The following is a 17,097-nucleotide window of genomic DNA, read 5'->3' as shown; positions in this document are numbered from 1 at the left end:
GAGTGGGGCGGGCGTTCGGTGGCGACAGGGGTCACGCCTAGAATCCGCCCCATTGTCGCCCGGAGCCCGTGCCGTCTTGGACTCAGCCACTGCATTCAGTCACACCCGCGCGCTTGAGCTGGCGCGCCAGACCTTCGACATCGAGGCGCAGGCGCTGCGCGAGGTGCGCGACAGCCTGGGCGAGGCCTTCACTGCCGCCGTCGGCGCGATGCTGTCCACCCGCGGCCGCGTGGTCGTGATGGGCATGGGCAAGAGCGGGCACGTGGGCCGCAAGATCGCCGCCACGCTGGCCTCCACAGGCACCCCGGCCTTTTTCGTCCACCCCGGCGAGGCCAGCCACGGCGACCTGGGCATGGTGCAGCCCGGCGACGTGGTGCTGGCCATCTCCAACTCGGGCGAGAGCGACGAGATCAACGCCGTGCTGCCCGCGCTGCGCCGGCTGGACGTGACCCTGGTGGGCATGACCGGCAAGCCGCAGTCCACGCTGGCGCGCCACGCCGACATCGCGCTGCTGTGCGCCGTGGGCCAGGAGGCCTGCCCGCTGAACCTGGCGCCCACCGCCAGCACCACCGCGCAGATGGCGCTGGGCGATGCGCTGGCCGTGGCGCTGCTGGATGCCCGGGGCTTTCGCGAACGCGATTTCGCGCAGTCGCACCCCGGCGGCTCGCTGGGCCGCAAGCTGCTGATGCATGTGCGCGACCTGATGCGCAGCGGCGAGGCCGTGCCGCGCGTCGCGCCCGGCGCCAGCTTCTCGGAGCTGGTGCACGAGATGACCCGCAAGGGCCTGGGCGCCACCGCGGTGGTCGACGGCCCGCAGCTGCTGGGCATCTTCACCGACGGCGACCTGCGCCGCCTGATCGAGACCGGCGCCGACCTGCGCGCCCTCAAGGCCACCGAGGTGATGCACGCCAACCCGCGGCGCGTGCGCGCCGATGCGCTGGCGGTGGACGCCGCCGCGCTGATGGAGCAGCACCGCGTGAACTGCCTGCTGGTGGTGGACGACGACGACGCACTGGTGGGTGCGATCAACACCAACGACCTGCTGCGCGCGAAAGTCATCTGATGTCCCCGGCGCTCAATTTTCCCGCCGAGCTGCTGCTCCAGGCCCAAGGCCCGAACCTGGGCATGAAGGCGGCGATCTTCGATGTCGATGGCGTGCTCACCGACGGCCGGCTCTACATCGGCGAGAGCGGCGAGCCCTTCAAGGCCTTCAGCACGCTGGACGGCCATGGCCTGAAGCTGCTGGCGCGCGCCGGCATCACGCCGCTGGTGATCACCGGCCGCGACTCGCCGGCGGTGCGCCGCCGCGTGGCCGACCTGGGGCTGACGCACGCCGTCTTCGGCGCCGAGGACAAGCTGGCCGCCGCCGCGCCGCTGCTGGCGGCGCTGGGCGTCGACTGGCCCGAGGTGGCCGCGATCGGCGACGACTGGCCCGACCTGCCGCTGCTGACCCGCGCCGGCTTCGCCTGCGCGCCGGCCAACGCCCACGTCGAGGTGCAGGCGGTGGCCCACCACATCACGGCGCGCAGGGGCGGTGACGGCGCCGCGCGCGAGTTCTGCGACCTGCTGCTGATGGCGGCCGGCCACTACGCACGGCTGCTCGACGGCCACCTGGCCACACTGGACGGGCGTTGAAGCCGGTCAGCGCCGAACTCCACCTGCCCGACCTGCCCGAGGTGCCGGTGGTGATCGGCCCCGAGCCGGTGGCGGCCCGGCCGGTGCAGCTGCCCTGGACCGAACGCCTGCGCCAGGCCCTGCTCAACTACCTGCCGCTGGCGCTGATGGTGCTGGCGGCCCTGCTCAGCTGGTGGCTGGTGCGCAGCACGCCGCGCCCCGACAGCACCACCGCGCCGGGCGCCGTGCGGCACCTGGCCGATTACCAGCTCGAGCGCTTCCATCTGCAGCGCTACGACGCCGAGGGCCGGCCCACCGTGCGGCTGGAGGGCGACAAGCTGCGCCACTACCCCGACACCGACCAGCACGAGATCGACGCGGTGCGCCTGTGGCTGACCGGCACCGACGGCCGCCAGACCGAGGCCACGGCGCGCCAGGCCGTGGTCGACGGCGACGGCAACCGGGTGCGCCTGGCCGGCGATGTGCAGGTGCGCTCGCAGGCCGGCGACGAGGTGCCGCTGTGGTTCGAGGGCCAGCAGCTGCTGGTGCTGGTGCCCGAGCGCCAGTTGCGCACCGATCAGCCGGTGAAGGTGCGCCAGGGCCACAGCGAGTTCACCGCCGCCGCACTGGTCTTTGACGAGACCCGCCGCACGCTGGAACTGCAGGGCCGGCTGCGGGCGACGCTGACGCCGGACAAGGGTGCCCGTCGATGAGCACGACGGCCCCGCTGGTCTTCATCACCGGTGCCTCCAGCGGCATCGGCCAGGCCCTGGCGGCGCGCTACGCCGCCGCCGGCTGGCGCCTGGCCCTGGTGGCCCGGCGCACCGAGGCGATCGCCGCCTGGGCGTCGGCCGCGGGCCTGCCCGCCGAGCGCTGGCAGGCCTATGCGGCCGATGTGCAGGACGTGGACAGCATCGTCGGCGCCGGCCAGCGCTGTCTGGCCAGCCAGGGCCTGCCCGCGGTGGTGATCGCCAATGCCGGCATCAGCGTGGGCATGGACACCGCCGAGCGCGCCGACCTGGACGTGATGCGCGAGACCCTGGCCACCAACAACCTGGGCCTGGCCGCCACCTTCCACCCCTTCCTGGCCCCGATGCGCGCGGCCGGCCAGGGCACGCTGGTGGGCGTCGCCAGCGTGGCCGCGATCCGCGGTCTGCCGGGCCACGGCGCCTACTGCGCCAGCAAGGCCGGCGTGGTCGCCTACTGCGAGAGCCTGCGCGGCGAGTGCCGCGGCAGCGGTGTGCGGGTGGTGACGCTGGTGCCGGGCTACATCGCCACGCCGCTGACCGCCGGCAACACCTACCCGATGCCCTTCCTGATGGCGCCCGAGGTGTTTGCCGAGCGCGCCTTCCAGGCGATCGCCGCCGGTGACAGCTACCGTGTCATTCCGTGGCAGATGGGCGTGGTCGCCAAGCTGCTGCGGCTGCTGCCCAACCCGCTGTTCGACCGCCTGCTGGCCGGGCGCGGGCGCAAGAAGCGGCGCGTGCCTTGAACGCCTCCGCTCGGGCGGTGCCCCGGGCGGCGCAGTGCACAGGCAGCCGACACGGCGCCCGTGGCGCGATCGGGCCCTGAAACGACAAAGGCACGGCGGTTGCCGTGCCTTCATCAGGGGGTGCGGGGCGCGTGCCCCGCCGTCGATCAGTAGCCGTAGCCGCCGTCGCCGCCACGGCCACCGCCGTAGCCGCCACGGCCACCGCCGCCGCCACCACCGCCGTAGCCGCCACGGCCACCGCCGCCGCCGCCACCGCCGTAGGGGCTGCGACCGCCGCCGCCGCCACCACCGTAGGGGCTGCGGCCACCGCCGCCGCCACCACCGCCGTAGCCACCGCCGCCGCCGCCACCACCGTAGCCGCCACCGCCGCCGCCGCTGCGGAAGCCGCCCGGACGCTCTTCACGGGGACGGGCTTCGTTGACGACGATCGAGCGGCCTTCCAGCGGCTGACCGTTCATGCCGTTGATCGCGGCCTGGGCTTCGGCATCCGAGCCCATTTCAACGAAACCAAAGCCCTTGGAGCGGCCGGTTTCGCGGTCCATCATGACCTTCGCAGAGGTCACCGAACCAAAGGCGGCAAAGGCTTGTTGCAGCGCGTCATCACGCACGCTGTAGGCCAGGTTGCCAACGTAAAGCTTGTTTCCCATGGGGGAAGCTCCTCAACTAACGCACAAGACCATGTGGAGCTTCAACCCAGCGTGAACCATCAAGCGAAGGTGCCGCGTCCAGACACAGCAGACAGCAGTGTCCGCGGGAGTCCGCGGCCTGCGCGGGCATTATGAGCACAGATCGGCGCGTGACGTAAAGCACGTTTGTCTCGGAGTGTTGCGTTTTGGCCCACGAGAATAGGGGGATGTCGCGCCCCCGCATCGCCAGCCTCGTGCCCAGCCTGACCGAGCTGGTCTGCGCGCTGGGCCTGCGCCAGGCGCTGGTGGCCCGCACCGGCTTCTGCATCCACCCCACCGACCTGGCCGAAGTGCCCAAGGTCGGAGGCACCAAGGATGTGCGTCTGGAGCGCCTGCGGGCCCTGCGGCCCACCCACGTGCTGGTGAATGTGGACGAGAACCGCCTGGAGACCGTGCAGGCGCTGCGCGCCTTCGTCCCCGAGGTCGTGGTCACCCACCCCTGCGCGCCCGAGGACAACCTGGCCCTGTACGCCCAGTTCGCCCAGGTCTTTGGCGACCAGCCCGGCGTGCACGCCGCCGCCGCGCAGCTGAGCCTGGCGCTGCAGGCCGAGCTGGACGCCACGCCCCCCGGCCGCCACCCGCCCGAGCCGGTCTGGGTGCCGATCTGGCGCGAGCCCTGGATGACGGTGTCGCGCGACACCTACATCTCGCGCCTGCTCGCCCGCGTCGGCTGGCAGACGCTGCCCGACCAGCTCGGCGGCCCCAGCGGCGCCGCGCGCTACCCGGTGATGACCGGCACCGAGCCCTGGCTCGCCTCGGTGCGCCACGTGCTGCTGCCCAGCGAGCCCTACCGCTTCGACGCGCACCACGTGGCCGAGGTCCAGGCGCTGTGCCCGCAGGCGCGTGTGCGCCTGGTCGATGGCGAATGGCTCAGCTGGTACGGCCCGCGCGCCGCGGCGGCCCTGCGGGCGCTGCGCGCCTTGCGTGAAAGCCCCTGAGGGCACGCCGCCCGGCGCGGCCACAATCGCGCCATGGACCTGCTCAAGCCGCTGATCGCGCTGCTGGCGATCGTCAACCCGATCGGCGTGGTGCCCTTCTTCATCCACTTCACCCAGGCGATGGACCGCACCCAGCGCCGCCGCACCATCCAGGTCAGCGCCACCACCGCCTTCGCGGTGATCGCCATCAGCGGCCTGGCCGGGCTGAAGATCATCGAGTTCTTCGGCATCTCGATCGCCTCGTTCCAGGTGGGCGGCGGGCTGCTGCTGCTGGTCTCGTCGATCCACATGCTCAACGCCCAGCCGGCGGAAGGGCGCAAGGACGACGTGGATGAGGGCCAGGCCAAGGCCGACGCCGGCGCCTCGATCGCCGTGGTGCCGCTGACCGTGCCGCTGCTCACCGGCCCGGCCACCATCTCCACCATGGTCATCTACGCCGAGAAGACCCGCACCTTCTGGGAGCACGCGGTGCTGGTGGGCTACGGCGTGGTGATCGGCCTGGCCACCTTCATCGTCTTCTCGGCCTCGGGCCGCATCGCCAAGGTGCTGGGTTCCACCGGCATCAACGTGATGACCCGGCTGATGGGCCTGATCCTGGCCGCGATGGCGGTGGAGCTGCTGGCCGACGGCCTGGTCAAGCTGTTCCCGATCCTGGCGGCGCACGTGCCGAACTGATGGATCTGCCGCGCATCCTGCTGCTCGAGGACGACCCGGCGATCGCCGACACCGTAGTCTTCGCGCTGCGGCGCGAGGGCTTCGCGGTGGAACACCACCTGCTGTGCCGCGCCGCCGACGAGGCCGCGCGCCGCCACCCGCCCGACGCCGCGGTGCTGGATGTCGGCCTGCCCGACGGCAGCGGCCTGGCGCTGTGCCAGCGCTGGCGCAGCGATGCCCGGCTGGGCGCGCTGCCGGTGATGATGCTGACCGCCCGCGCCGAGGAGATCGACCGCGTGGTGGCGCTGGAGACCGGCGCCGACGACTACCTGACCAAGCCCTTCAGCCCGCGCGAGCTGGTGGCCCGCCTGCGCGCGCTGCTTCGCCGCAGCCGAGGGGTGGCAGCGGCGCCCGCCGGTCTGGTGCTCGACCGCCCCGCCCAGCGCGTGCTGTTCGGCGGCGAGCCGCTGCCGCTGACCCGCCTGGAGTACGGCCTGATGGCCGCGCTGCTGCAGGCGCCGGGCCGCATCCGTTCACGCGAGGCGTTGCTGGCCGAGGTCTGGGGACAGGCCAGCGAGGCCAACGACCGCACCGTCGACACCCACATCAAGACCCTGCGTGCCAAGCTGCGCGCCTGCCGCGCCGATCTGGACCCGATCGTCACCCACCGCGGCATGGGCTACGCGCTGGAGTGGCCGCGCGGCCCGGCCGCGGACGAAGGCGGCCGATGAGGCTGGGCCTGCGCCTGCTGTTCGCCTTCCTGCTGATCACCGGGCTGGCGAGCCTGCTGGTCATGCGGGTCTTCCTGGTCGAGGTCAAGCCCAGCGTGCGCGAGGTCATGGAGGACGTGCTGGTCGACAGCGCCAACCTGCTGGCCGAGGCCGCGGCCGACGACCTGGCCGCCATGCCGCCCGGCGGCGACCTGCGCGACAGCGCCTTCGCCCGCTCGGTGCACGACTACGCCCGGCGCCCGGTGCAGGCGCAGATCTGGGGCCTGCACAAGCGCAGCCTGGATTTCCGCATCTATGTGACCGATGCGCAGGGCCGGGTGGTGTTCGACTCGGGCACGCCGTCGATGGTGGGGGCCGACTACTCGCGCTGGCGCGACGTGGCCCGCACGCTGAAAGGCGAATACGGCGCGCGCACCACCCGCGACAGCCCCGACGATGAGCTCAGCACCGTGATGCATGTGGCCGCACCGGTGCAGCGCGACGGCCGTCTGCTGGGCGTGCTCACCGTGGCCAAGCCCAATGCCACGGTGCAGCCCTTCATCGATCGCGCCGAGCGCAAGATTCTGCAGGCCGGTACGCTGCTGATCGGCGTGTCGGCGCTGGTGGGCCTGGCGGTCACCTTCTGGACCGTGCGCTCGGTGCGCCAGCTGCGCGACTACGCCCGCCACGTGGGCGACCCCGCCGACGACGCTGGCGCCCGCCTGCGCCCACCCGCGCTGCCGGGCGAGCTGGGCGAACTGGCCGGTGCGATGGACGCGATGCGCCAGCGCCTGGCCGGCCGCGCCCGGCTGGAGAACGACGTGCGCGCGCTGACCCACGAGCTCAAGGCGCCGATGGCCGCCATCCGCGGCGCCGCCGAGCTGCTGCGCGACGATCTGCCGGCGGCCGACCGCCAGCACTTCGCCGGCCAGATCGAGGACCAGGTGCGCCGCCAGCAGGACCTGGTCGACCGCCTGCTGATGCTGTCCACGCTGCAGGGCCTGGAGGCGCCCGCTCGCACCGAGCCGGTGGACCTGACCGCCCTGAGCGAGCAGGTGACCCAGCGCCTGGCGCCGGCGCTGGCGCAGCGCCGCCTGCACCTGGTGTGGCAGCGCCGTGAGCCGCTGCCACTGCGCGGCGACGCCCCCGCGCTGGAGCTGGCGCTGTCCAACCTGCTGCTCAATGCGCTGCAACACGCGCCCGAGGGCAGCGTGCTGACGCTGGACGCCCACCGCGACGGCGACACCCTGGCCTGGTCGCTGCGCGACGAGGGACCGGGCGTGCCCGACTTCGCGCTGCCGCAGCTGGGCCAGCGCTTCTTCTCGACGCCCAACCCGGTGGATGGCCGCAAGGGCAGCGGCCTGGGCCTGGCGATCGTGGCCCAGGTGGTGGCGCTGCACGGCGGCCAGTGGCAGGCCGAGGCGGCCTCGCCCGGGCTGCGCGTGCGCCTGCGCCTGCCGGCGGCTTCACACTGACTTCACACAGCCCATCGTCGCCTCACGCAGGGCGCCGATGCTGGACGCCTGTCCCCACAAGCGAGAGGCGTTCCCCATGAAGAAGATCCTGTCGTCCACCCTGGCCTGGGTGCTGGCGGTGTTCTGCGCGCTGGCGCTGCTGCTGTCGAGCATCGAAGGCCTGGTCAGCGAGCGCTCGGCCCGACAGGCCGAGGCGGTGCGCAGCGTGCAGCAGGCCTCAGCCGCCAACCAGCACCTGATCGGCCCGATGCTCGAGCGCCAGTGCACCGAGCGCTGGGAGGCGCTGCGCGGCGAAGGGCGCGAGCGCACGAGCGTGGCCGAATCACGCCTGATCGTGCAGCGCTGGCCCGCCGAGCAGCTGGTGGCCAGCACCCAGCTGGCGATGGAGCCACGCTACCGCGGCCTCTACAAGGTCAACGCCTACCTGTCGCGCTGGACGCTGCAGGCCCGCTGGCCGCAGGGCTTGCCGGCCGCGCCCGCCGCGCTGCATGCCGACGGCCAGGTGCAGTGCGAAGCCCCGCGGGTGTGGATCGCGCTGCACGATGTGCGCGGCGTGCGGCGCGCCACGCTGCAGGCGGGCGGGCAGGCGCTGACGGTCAGCGGCGGCACCGGCCACCCGGCTTACACCCAGGGCCTGCAGGCCACGCTGGCCGCCCCGAAGCCCGGCGAGGCGCTGCAGCTGGACGCCGAGCTGGAGCTGGTGGGCAGCAGCGATCTGGCCCTGGTGCCGGCCGCAGCCGATGTGCAGTGGACGCTGAACGCCGACTGGCCGCATCCCTCCTTCGGCGGCCAGTTCCTGCCGGTGCAGCGCACGGTGCGCGACAGCGGCTTCGAGGCCACCTGGCGCGTCAGCCAGCTGGCCTCGGGGGCCACCGCGGCGCTGCTCAAGGACGCGCCGGTCTGCGGTGCTGATGGCGACGCCAGCCGCGGCTGCCTGGAGACGCTCGCGGTGTCGCTGATCGACCCGGTCAACCCGTATGTGATGAGCGACCGCGCGGTGCGCTACGGCCTGCTCTTCGTGGCACTGGCCTTCACCGGTCTGGGCCTGTGCGAGCTGCTGTCGCGCCAGCGGCGGCCGGTGCACCCGGTTCAGTACGCGCTGGTGGGTCTGGCGCTGGCCACCTTCTTCCTGCTGCTGCTGAGCCTGTCCGAGCACCTGCCCTTCGGCTGGGCCTACGCCGCCTCGGGCCTGGCCTGCCTGGGCGTGATGTCGGGCTATGTCAGCACGGTGCTGGGCGGCTGGCGCGGTGGCCTGGTGTTTGGCGGCGCGGGGGCCTTCACGCTGGGCCTGCTGTACTGGCTGCTGATGCGCGAGCAGACCGCGCTGGCCATCGGCTCGGTGGCGGCGCTGGCCGTGCTGGCTGCGGTGATGTGGCTGACGCGGCGCATCGACTGGTTCGCCCTGGCGCGTCCGGAGGCCCCGAGCGCCTGATCGGGTTTGCCGGCGGGCCCGGCGCCCGCCGCTGCGTCTACAGTCGCAGGCGAGATGAGCACCGACATCCCCACCTACGACCACATCGTGATTGGCGCCGGCACCGCCGGCTGCCTGCTGGCCAACCGGCTGTCGGCCGACCCGAAGCGCCGCGTGCTGCTGATCGAGGCCGGCGGTCACGACGACTACGCCTGGATCCACATCCCGGTGGGTTACCTGTACTGCATCGGCAACCCGCGCACCGACTGGCTCTACCAGACCGACGCCGACCCGGGCCTCAACGGCCGGCGCCTGCGCTACCCGCGCGGCAAGGTGCTGGGCGGCTGCTCCAGCATCAACGGCATGATCTACATGCGCGGCCAGAGCCGCGACTACGACGCCTGGGCGCTGGACTGCGGCGACGCCAACTGGCGCTGGGAACACTGCCTGCCCTACTTCCTGAAGCACGAGGACCACTGGAAGGGCGCCAACGCGCTGCACGCCGCGCCCGGCTTCGACCCCACCGGCGCGCGCGCCGGCGGCGAGTGGCGGGTGGAGAAGCAGCGCCTGTCCTGGGAGATCCTGGATGCCTTTGCCGCCGCCGCGCAGCAGGCCGGCATCCCCGCCACCGACGACTTCAACCGCGGCAGCAACGAAGGCGTGGGCTACTTCGAGGTCAACCAGCGTTCGGGCCTGCGCTGGAACGCCAGCAAGGCCTTTCTGCGCCCGGTGATCGGCCGGCCCAATCTGCAGCTGTGGACCGGCGCCACCGTGCAGCGCCTGCTGCTGGAACGCGGCGCCGACGGCGCGCTGCGCGCGGCCGGGGTGGAGTGCCGGCCGGTCAACGGCGGCGAGCCAGTGATCGCCCACTGCCGCGGCGAGGTGGTGATGGCCGCTGGCGCGGTGGGCACGCCGGCCATCCTGCAGCGCAGCGGCATCGGCCCGGCGCCGCTGTTGCAGCGCCTGGGCATCCCGGTCCAGCAAGACCTGCCCGGCGTGGGCGGCAACCTGCAGGACCACCTGCAGATCCGCGCGGTCTTCAAGGTGCAGGGCGTGACCACCCTCAACACCCTGGCCGCCACGCCCTGGGGCAAGGCCAAGATCGGCCTGGAATACCTGCTGCGCCGCAGCGGCCCGATGAGCATGGCGCCCTCGCAGCTGGGCGCCTTCACCCGCTCCTCGCCCGAACACGCCTGGCCGAACGTGGAGTACCACGTGCAGCCGCTGTCGCTGGACGCGTTTGGCGAGCCACTGCACCGCTTCAATGCCTTCACCGCCAGCGTCTGCAACCTGAATCCCACGTCGCGCGGGCGCATCGACATCACCAGCCCCGAGGCCGAGGCTGCGCCCTCCATCCTGGCCAACTACCTGAGCACGCCCGAGGACCGCCAGGTGGCCGCCGATTCGCTGCGGCTGACCCGCCGCATTGCCGCCCAGCCGGCGCTGCAGAAGTACCGCCCCGAGGAATGGAAGCCCGGCGTGCAGTACCAGAGCGACGCCGACCTGGCCCGCCTGGCCGGCGACATCGGCACCACCATCTTCCACCCGGTGGGCACCTGCGCGATGGGCCGCGACGACGACCCCGCCGCGGTGGTGGACAGCCGGCTGCGGGTGCGCGGCGTGGCCGGGCTGCGGGTGGCCGACGCCAGCGTGATGCCGCGCATCACCAGCGGCAACACCAATTCGCCCACGCTGATGATCGCCGAACGGGCCGCCGAGTGGCTGCGGGCCGGGCCACAGTGAGTGTCTCCTAACGGGGGGTTTGCCCGGATTCGCACCATCCCGGGGCCCCATTACAGTGCGTGCACTCTCTGCCCTGTCTCCCAGGAGACAGGCTGCGTGAGGGGGTCCGAGGAGACAAACCGGGCCGATAACCAGAATGCATCGAGCCCAGCGGGGGCCCTATCCGGAACCTGACCGCTGAACTTGCCACGTTGTTGAGCAAAAATGCCAAAGGGCGCCAGTTACCACTGGCGCCCTTTTGCTTTGCCGCGCCAGTGACCGCTGGCGTCGGTTTGCTTTGCTGCGCCAGTGCCCTCCCGGTCGCCTGTCTGCCCTGTCCGCCCGCCATGCTTGAGTTGTTGTTCTCCGCCGCCGCCTCGCTGCTGGCCGGTTTCGTCGATGCCATCGTCGGCGGTGGCGGCCTGGTGCTGCTGCCCGCGCTGTTCGCCGCCTACCCCGCGGCGGCGCCAGCCACGCTGTCCGGCACCAACAAGGGCGCAGCGGTCTGGGGCACGGCCTGGGCAGCGCAGCAGTACGCCCGCCGCGTGACGATGAACTGGCGCACGCTGCTGCCCGCCACCGCGCTGGCCTTCGCCGGCAGCTTGGCGGGCGCCTGGCTGCTGACGCAGATCGACGGCTCGGGCCTGCGCAAGGCCCTGCCCTTCGTGCTGGGCGCGATCCTGCTGTACACACTGGCGAAGAAGGAACTGGGCCGCGCCCACGCACCGCTGCACACGCCGCAGCGCGAGGCGCTGCTGGGCGGCACGATCGGCGCCACGATCGGCCTGTACGACGGCTTCTTCGGCCCCGGCACCGGCAGCTTCCTGGTCTTTGCCTTCGTGCGGCTGCTGGGCTACGACTTCCTGCACGCCTCAGCCGCCGCCAAGCTGCTGAACGTGGCCACCAACCTGGCCGCGCTGGCGCTGTTCGGCTGGACCGGCCATGTCTGGTGGCACGTGGCCGCGGTGCTGGCGGTGGCCAACATCGCCGGCAGCCTGCTGGGCACGCGGCTGGCGCTGAAGCATGGCGCCGGCTTCGTGCGCGGCGTGTTCATCGTGGTGGTGGGCGCGCTGATCGCCAAGACCGCCTGGGACGCGTTCCTGCGCTGACCGTTTCAGGCGCCGTACAGCTGCTCCGGCCGCGCCATCAGCAGCCAGCTGGTGACGATGTACTTGTCGCCCGAGACCGGTGTGCGCCCGCGGTGGGTGTGGGTGAAGTAGGCCGGTGCGATCACCATGCGCCCGGCCCGCGGCTGCACCGAGCGGCGCTGGTAGTAGAAGTCGGTCTCGCCGCCCTCGGCCACATCGTTCAGGTAGACCATCCACAGCAGCGTGCGGTGCACCGCCTCGTGGCCGGGCTCGGGGTAGACCTCGCAGTGCCAGTAGTTGTAGTTGCCCAGGCCGGCGTCGTACTTCTGCAGCTGCACGCCGCCGATGCGGAACACCGCGCCCATCAGCTCGCCGGCGATCGGCGCGCCCACCTCGTCGAAGTTGTCGTGGCCCAGCGCCACCGGCTGGCCGGTGGCGGGGTGGCGCACGGTCAGCGTGACCGGGGCGATCAGCGCGAAGTGGTGCTGGCGCAGGTAATCGCGCAGATGGCGCCGCACGGTCTGCAGCAGCGCCTGCAGCGGTGCCTGCCAGTCGGCGTGCTCGCCCAGGTGCAGGTCGGTGGAGATCTTCTTGGCCGTGTCCACCCCGGCGCCGGTGCGCCCCGGGTGGCGGTGCGGGCTGGCCTCGAAGCGCTCGATCAGGGCGCGGCAGAAGGCCGGGTCCAGCGCGTCATCGATCACCGCGATGAAGTCGGTCGTCGGCGTGGGGGGCAGGGGTTCGGCGGACATGGCGCGATGGTGCCTCAACTGCGGGACGCCTTCTCCCCAGTCCGGCTCTTGACAGGCCTGCGCACTGGGCGAAGATCGGCCGCTGCCGCGACTGCGCCCAGGGAGACACCGCATGACCAACGACCCGATCGCCCGCTTCGACGCCATCCACGTCATCTCCGACATCCACATGGGCGGCAAGCCCGGCTTCCAGATCCTGAAGGAGACCGCGCGCCTGGCCGGCTTTGTCGACCGCCTGCGCACCGAGCGCACCGGTCAGCGCCTGGCCCTGGTGCTCAACGGCGACGTGGTCGACACGCTGGCCGAGGACATCGAGGGCTATGTGGCGATCAACGACGCGCTGCCCACGCTGCAGCGCATCGTCGAAGGGCCCTCGTTCGGCGGCATCTGGCAGGCGCTGGCGGCCTTCGTCAAGACCGAAGGGCGCCACCTGGTGGTGGTGATCGGCAACCACGACATCGAGGTGGCGCTGCCACCGGTGCAGCGCTACCTGCTGCAGGTGCTGGCGGGCGACGACCTGGCGGCGCGCTCGCGGGTGGAGTTCTCCACCACCGGCGGCGGCTGGACCTGCCTGGTGGGCGGCGCGCGCGTCTACTGCACCCACGGCAACGAGGTCGATGCCTGGAACTTCAACCGCTACGAAGACCTGGCCCGCGCCGGCCGCCGGCTCAACGCCGGCCAGCGCATGGAGCCCGCCGAGTGGACGCCCAACGCCGGCACGCGCATGGTCAAGGAGGTGATGAACAGCGTGAAGAAGCAGTACCCGTGGATCGACCTGCTCAAGCCCGAGACCCAGGCCGCGGTGGGCACGCTGCTGGTGATGGCGCCCGAGAAGATGAACCAGCTGGGCGATCTGCTGGGCATCGTCGGCGTGAAGACCGCGGGCGAGTACCAGGCGCCCAGGCGTCTGTCGGCCGGCGATGCGCCAGCCGCCGCACCCGCCAGCCAGACGCTGGAGCAGTTGCTGGGCCCGAACCTGCGCCAGGCGCCGGCGCGCGACACCGCCCAGGACATGCTGTCCGCCGCTGAGGACCAGTACGCCACCGCCGCGCCCACGGGCGTCCCGACAGGCCAGCTGGGCACCGCCGGCCTGGTCTGGGACCGCCTGACCGGCTGGATCCGCGGCATCGACCGGCCCGAGGCGCTGCGCCGCGCGCTGCTCGACTGGCTCAAGGGCGACAAGACCTGGGACACCACCGACCGCGACCCCACCTGTTCCGACGTGCTGAAGGCCGTGGGCGCCGATGTGGACATCATCATCACCGGCCACACCCACCTGGCGCGGGCGATCGACCTGGGCGCCGGGCGCATGTACTTCAACAGCGGCACCTGGATCCGGTTGATGCGTTTCACCGAGGCCATGCTGCGCAGCGAGGCCTCGTTCCGCGCGGTCTGGGAGGTGCTGGAGAAGGGGGCGATGAGCGATCTGGATCAAGCGAGCTTCGGCGCCGAGAAGCTGGTCATGGACATGACCACCGCGATCGAGGTCTCGGTCGATGAAGACGGGAAACAGGTGGTCGGCCAGTTGGTGCAGATCAACGGCGATGGCCGCCAGCAAGGCAAGGCGCTGAAGCGCTACACGAGGGCCCTCGCATGAGCCAGGACAAGGCCGACAGCCGCTGCGCCGCTTCACGCCATGCGGCCACCCGCGTGCACCCCTTCAAGCTCGAGCTGCTGCGCCAGGGCCCGGCGCACAACCAGCTGATGTCGCCGATCACGCCCTACCTGGCGCTCAGCGGCAACGCGCCGCCGCAGACGCTGTACTTCCCGTTCGAGCACCGGCAGCTGCTGTCGCGCCTGGGACGCCTGCGCCAGGCCGACAGGACGATGCCGGCAATGGAGCGCGAGGCGGTGCTGCGCGACCTGGGCGAGCCGCTGGGACAGGTGCTGGGCACGGTGCCCTCGCTGTACGCGGCGATGACGCGCGACGAGGAGCCGCTGCTGCATGTGCAGCTGGCGCTGTCGGCGCTGGAGCTGTCGATGCTGCCCTTCGAGGCGGTGGTGGCCCCCGACCATTTCCCCGGCGGCAACAAGCCGATGCTGCTGCACTCGCCCATGGTGGTCACGCGCGAGGTGCGCCGCGCGCAGCGCGCTGCCGTGCGCTGGAACCGCCCGCCCAAGGTGCTGTTCGCCTTTGCGTCGCCCGGCGGTCTGGCACCGGTGCCGGCCCAGGAACACCTCAATGCGCTGCGCCGGGCGATCGAGCCGCTGGTGCGGCGCAGCACCGAGACCGACCCCGAGAAGAACAAGAAGGAACGCCTGCTCAAGGTGGGCGAGCTGCTGCACGTGCTGCCCAATGCCAGCCTGCGCTCGCTCACCGAGGCCTGCCGCAGCCAGTCCTTCACCCATGTCCACATCCTGGCCCATGGCCTACCGATCCAGATGGCCGGTGGCGACCGCTACGGCATGGCCCTGTGCCGCGACGGCGAACCGCTGACACTGGCCACGGTGGACGCAGCCCAGCTGGTGGGCGCACTGCGCGGTGGCATCGATGCCGACGACAACTGCATGCCCACCCTGGTCAGCCTGGCCACCTGCGACTCGGGCGCGGTCGATTCGGTGCTGATGCCCGGTGGCAGCCTGGCTCACGAGCTGCACGAAGCCGGCGTGCCCTGGGTGGTGGCCTCGCAGTTCCCGCTGTGGATGGACGCGTCGGTGCTGCTGGCCGAGTCGCTGTATGCCGGCGTGCTGGTCGGACACGACCCGCGTCGTGTGCTGCTGGAGGTGCGCCGCCGCCTGGCCGCCGAGGTGCCCGACACCTTCGACTGGGCCAGCCTGGTGGCCTATGCCACCATTCCCTTCGACCTGGACCGCCAGGTGGCCGACTTCCGCGAGCGCCAGACGCGCGCGCTGCTGGAGGCCCGCTTCTCGATGATCGACGAGATGCTGGCCCAGGGCACCACCGGCGCCGAGCTGCGCGCGCGCATCGCGCCGCAGGCCGAGGACATCCGCGAGATGCTGCGCCGCCAGACAGCGGCCGCCGACCGGGTCGATGCCAGCTTCAGCAGCGAGCGCGCGCGCCGTGCCCTGCGGGCCGAATGGCTGGGCATGACGGCCGCCAGCGAAAAGCGCCTGGGGATTGCCTACCAGCGCGTGGCCGATGCCGAGACTGCGCAGAAGGATGCAGACACCGGCGCCCCTGACCCGCGTGCTCAGGAGGCCTACCGGCGCGCCCGAGACCTTTACCTGGAGGCCTCGCGCGAGGAGCCGCACAACCACTGGGTCAGCACCCAGTACCTGTCGATGGGCGTGATCGCCGCCCGCGGTGACAAGGCCGCGCTGGCGGCCCTGGTCTCGGCCGGCAAGCTGCGCTGGGAGCTCACAACGCAACTGGCTCGCCTTGAGCAGCTGAGCGCCAAGGGCAAGGACCTGGCCTGGGCCTGGGGCACGGTGGCCGAGCTGACCATGCTGGGCAGCGTGTATGCCGGTCGACAGTTCCGCCTGGGCCAGGCCCAGAACACGATCACCGAGGCCTGCCAGGCGATCATCGCCTCGGCCGGCTCCGATCCGTTCCCGGTGCAATCCACCCGGCGCCAGTTCCAGCGCTACTGCGAGCAGTGGGCCGACGATCGCTGGAGCGCGCTGGCACAGCTGGCGGTGGATCAGCTCAGCGCGGGCGGCTGAGCGCCGTCGCGGACCGCCTCGGCCTGCAGCCAGGCTTCAAACGCCCGCAGCGCCGCAGAAGGCTCCCGCCCCAGCGGCCGCGTCAGCCAGTAGCGCCCCACGTCCACCGCCACCCCGAAGGGCTGCACCAGCCGCCCCTCGGCCAGCTCGCGGGGGAACATGGCCGCCGGGGCCAGCGCCACGCCGCTGCCCAGCAGCGCCGCCTGCACCATCAGCACCGACGAATCGAACTGCGGACCGCGGGCGTTCAGCGGCTCCAGGCCGGCGGCGCGTGACCAGGCGGGCCAGTCCTCGGTGCGGTAGCTGCGCAGCAGCGTGCAGCGGCGCAGGTCGGCGGGGCGCGCCAGCGTGGCGGCCAGCGCGGGCGCGCACAAGGGGGTGAGCGGCGCGGCCTGCAGTGGCACGGCGTGGGTGCTGCGCCAGGCGCCGTCGCCAAAGCGGATCGCCGCGTCGATGGTTTCGGTGGCCAGGTCCAGCTTGTTGTTGTGGGTCTGCAGGCGCAGCTCGATGTGCGGGTGTTCGGCCTGGAACTGCGGCAGCCGCTCCAGCAGCCAGCCCTGGGCGTAGGTGCCCACCACGGCCACCGTCAGGCGCTCGGGCGGGGAGCGCTCGTCCAGCAGTTGCACCGCCTTGTCCAGCAGCGCAAAGGCTTGCTGCACCAGCGGCGCCAGGCGCGCGCCCTCGTCGCTGAGCTGCAGGCCGCGCGCGGTGCGCAGGAACAGGCGCTGGCCGATCTGCGCCTCCAGCGCCTTGATCTGGTGGCTCACCGCGGCCTGGGTCACGCACAGCTCGTCGGCCGCGCGGGTGAAGTTCAGGTGCCGCGAGGCGGCCGCGAACGCATGCAGGTGGTTCAGTGACAGATGGGTCAATGCCATGAGATTTCCTCATGCCAGTGCCCAGCACATGTCGTTGGGCAAGGGATGACAGGAGCCCA

16 protein-coding genes are annotated in these 17,097 nt (G+C 72.1%); 13 read left to right on the top strand and 3 right to left on the bottom strand.

Annotation, left to right across the window (positions count from 1 at the left end; all coding sequences use genetic code 11):
- Nucleotides 1–76 precede the first annotated feature (76 nt).
- From KAK07_RS05955 to KAK07_RS05940, 4 genes are read left to right on the top strand one after another with little or no spacing between them, the layout of a single operon-like run.
- Nucleotides 77–1,063, top strand: a complete 987-nt coding sequence (locus tag KAK07_RS05955) for a KpsF/GutQ family sugar-phosphate isomerase (protein ID WP_247660852.1) — start codon at nucleotides 77–79, stop codon at nucleotides 1,061–1,063.
- A complete protein-coding gene (locus KAK07_RS05950) occupies nucleotides 1,063–1,635 on the top strand; it encodes a KdsC family phosphatase (protein WP_210851049.1) in 573 nt (190 codons plus the stop codon). Before KAK07_RS05955 ends, KAK07_RS05950 begins: the two co-directional genes overlap by 1 nt.
- On the top strand, nucleotides 1,632–2,327 hold the full coding sequence (gene lptC, locus KAK07_RS05945) for an LPS export ABC transporter periplasmic protein LptC (protein ID WP_210851048.1): 696 nt from the start codon (nucleotides 1,632–1,634) through the stop codon (nucleotides 2,325–2,327). The genes KAK07_RS05950 and lptC overlap by 4 nt, the downstream gene beginning before the upstream one ends.
- Nucleotides 2,324–3,106 carry an SDR family oxidoreductase gene (locus KAK07_RS05940; RefSeq protein WP_210851047.1) on the top strand — a complete coding sequence of 261 codons (783 nt, stop codon included), beginning with the start codon at nucleotides 2,324–2,326 and terminating at the stop codon, nucleotides 3,104–3,106. The genes lptC and KAK07_RS05940 overlap by 4 nt, the downstream gene beginning before the upstream one ends.
- A 146-nt stretch (nucleotides 3,107–3,252) precedes the next feature.
- Here the strand turns inward: KAK07_RS05940 and rbp are convergent, their stop codons facing one another.
- Nucleotides 3,253–3,753, bottom strand: coding sequence for an RNA-binding regulator (gene rbp, locus KAK07_RS05935; protein ID WP_210851046.1), 501 nt, complete (start codon nucleotides 3,751–3,753; stop codon nucleotides 3,253–3,255).
- A 206-nt stretch (nucleotides 3,754–3,959) separates the two neighbouring features.
- Here rbp and KAK07_RS05930 point away from each other — a divergent pair, with 206 nt between their 5' ends.
- From KAK07_RS05930 to KAK07_RS05900, 7 genes are all read left to right on the top strand, one after another.
- Nucleotides 3,960–4,730, top strand: coding sequence for a helical backbone metal receptor (locus KAK07_RS05930; RefSeq protein ID WP_210851045.1), 771 nt, complete (start codon nucleotides 3,960–3,962; stop codon nucleotides 4,728–4,730).
- A 33-nt stretch (nucleotides 4,731–4,763) separates the two neighbouring features.
- Nucleotides 4,764–5,405, top strand: coding sequence for a MarC family protein (locus KAK07_RS05925; protein ID WP_210802498.1), 642 nt, complete (start codon nucleotides 4,764–4,766; stop codon nucleotides 5,403–5,405).
- Entirely contained in the window at nucleotides 5,405–6,115 is a 711-nt protein-coding gene (gene creB, locus KAK07_RS05920) for a two-component system response regulator CreB (protein WP_210851044.1), read from the top strand. The genes KAK07_RS05925 and creB overlap by 1 nt, the downstream gene beginning before the upstream one ends.
- The gene (gene creC, locus KAK07_RS05915; RefSeq protein ID WP_210851043.1) at nucleotides 6,112–7,569 is read left to right on the top strand and encodes a two-component system sensor histidine kinase CreC; all 1,458 of its coding nucleotides are present in this window, start codon (nucleotides 6,112–6,114) and stop codon (nucleotides 7,567–7,569) included. Before creB ends, creC begins: the two co-directional genes overlap by 4 nt.
- Nucleotides 7,570–7,645: 76 nt before the next feature.
- Entirely contained in the window at nucleotides 7,646–9,001 is a 1,356-nt protein-coding gene (creD, locus tag KAK07_RS05910; RefSeq protein WP_247660851.1) for a cell envelope integrity protein CreD, read from the top strand.
- Between the two features lie 54 nt (nucleotides 9,002–9,055).
- Nucleotides 9,056–10,723 carry a GMC family oxidoreductase gene (locus KAK07_RS05905; protein ID WP_210851042.1) on the top strand — a complete coding sequence of 556 codons (1,668 nt, stop codon included), beginning with the start codon at nucleotides 9,056–9,058 and terminating at the stop codon, nucleotides 10,721–10,723.
- 326 nt (nucleotides 10,724–11,049) lie between these two features.
- On the top strand, nucleotides 11,050–11,811 hold the full coding sequence (locus KAK07_RS05900) for a sulfite exporter TauE/SafE family protein (protein ID WP_210851041.1): 762 nt from the start codon (nucleotides 11,050–11,052) through the stop codon (nucleotides 11,809–11,811).
- Nucleotides 11,812–11,816: 5 nt separating this feature from the next.
- Here KAK07_RS05900 and KAK07_RS05895 read toward each other — a convergent pair whose 3' ends face one another.
- A complete protein-coding gene (locus KAK07_RS05895; RefSeq protein ID WP_210851040.1) occupies nucleotides 11,817–12,539 on the bottom strand; it encodes a 2OG-Fe(II) oxygenase in 723 nt (240 codons plus the stop codon).
- Nucleotides 12,540–12,651: 112 nt separating this feature from the next.
- On the opposite strand from KAK07_RS05895, the gene KAK07_RS05890 reads away from it, so the two are divergent.
- Both KAK07_RS05890 and KAK07_RS05885 read left to right on the top strand, forming a co-directional pair.
- The gene (locus KAK07_RS05890; protein WP_210859521.1) at nucleotides 12,652–14,136 is read left to right on the top strand and encodes a metallophosphoesterase; all 1,485 of its coding nucleotides are present in this window, start codon (nucleotides 12,652–12,654) and stop codon (nucleotides 14,134–14,136) included.
- A complete protein-coding gene (locus tag KAK07_RS05885; RefSeq protein WP_210859519.1) occupies nucleotides 14,133–16,163 on the top strand; it encodes a CHAT domain-containing protein in 2,031 nt (676 codons plus the stop codon). The genes KAK07_RS05890 and KAK07_RS05885 overlap by 4 nt, the downstream gene beginning before the upstream one ends.
- Here KAK07_RS05885 and KAK07_RS05880 read toward each other — a convergent pair.
- Nucleotides 16,142–17,038, bottom strand: coding sequence for a LysR family transcriptional regulator (locus KAK07_RS05880; protein ID WP_210859515.1), 897 nt, complete (start codon nucleotides 17,036–17,038; stop codon nucleotides 16,142–16,144). The genes KAK07_RS05885 and KAK07_RS05880 overlap by 22 nt on opposite strands.
- Between the last annotated feature and the right edge of the window lie 59 nt (nucleotides 17,039–17,097).

The organism is Ideonella alba, assembly GCF_018069875.1.
GTDB classification, from domain to species: domain Bacteria; phylum Pseudomonadota; class Gammaproteobacteria; order Burkholderiales; family Burkholderiaceae_C; genus Ideonella; species Ideonella alba.
The sequence above is the reverse complement of the archived record's forward strand: the minus strand, read 5'-3'. Positions and strand labels throughout refer to the sequence as shown.

Excerpts from the sequence above, each read along its gene's own strand:
- KAK07_RS05950 (WP_210851049.1), top strand. The coding sequence starts at position 1,063 with ATGTCCCCGGCGCTCAATTTTCCCGCCGAGCTGCTGCTCCAGGCCCAA.
- KAK07_RS05940 (WP_210851047.1), top strand. The coding sequence starts at position 2,324 with ATGAGCACGACGGCCCCGCTGGTCTTCATCACCGGTGCCTCCAGCGGC.
- rbp (WP_210851046.1), bottom strand. The coding sequence starts at position 3,753 with ATGGGAAACAAGCTTTACGTTGGCAACCTGGCCTACAGCGTGCGTGAT.
- KAK07_RS05930 (WP_210851045.1), top strand. The coding sequence starts at position 3,960 with ATGTCGCGCCCCCGCATCGCCAGCCTCGTGCCCAGCCTGACCGAGCTG.
- KAK07_RS05925 (WP_210802498.1), top strand. The coding sequence starts at position 4,764 with ATGGACCTGCTCAAGCCGCTGATCGCGCTGCTGGCGATCGTCAACCCG.
- creB (WP_210851044.1), top strand. The coding sequence starts at position 5,405 with ATGGATCTGCCGCGCATCCTGCTGCTCGAGGACGACCCGGCGATCGCC.
- creC (WP_210851043.1), top strand. The coding sequence starts at position 6,112 with ATGAGGCTGGGCCTGCGCCTGCTGTTCGCCTTCCTGCTGATCACCGGG.
- creD (WP_247660851.1), top strand. The coding sequence starts at position 7,646 with ATGAAGAAGATCCTGTCGTCCACCCTGGCCTGGGTGCTGGCGGTGTTC.
- KAK07_RS05905 (WP_210851042.1), top strand. The coding sequence starts at position 9,056 with ATGAGCACCGACATCCCCACCTACGACCACATCGTGATTGGCGCCGGC.
- KAK07_RS05900 (WP_210851041.1), top strand. The coding sequence starts at position 11,050 with ATGCTTGAGTTGTTGTTCTCCGCCGCCGCCTCGCTGCTGGCCGGTTTC.
- KAK07_RS05895 (WP_210851040.1), bottom strand. The coding sequence starts at position 12,539 with ATGTCCGCCGAACCCCTGCCCCCCACGCCGACGACCGACTTCATCGCG.
- KAK07_RS05890 (WP_210859521.1), top strand. The coding sequence starts at position 12,652 with ATGACCAACGACCCGATCGCCCGCTTCGACGCCATCCACGTCATCTCC.
- KAK07_RS05885 (WP_210859519.1), top strand. The coding sequence starts at position 14,133 with ATGAGCCAGGACAAGGCCGACAGCCGCTGCGCCGCTTCACGCCATGCG.
- KAK07_RS05880 (WP_210859515.1), bottom strand. The coding sequence starts at position 17,038 with ATGGCATTGACCCATCTGTCACTGAACCACCTGCATGCGTTCGCGGCC.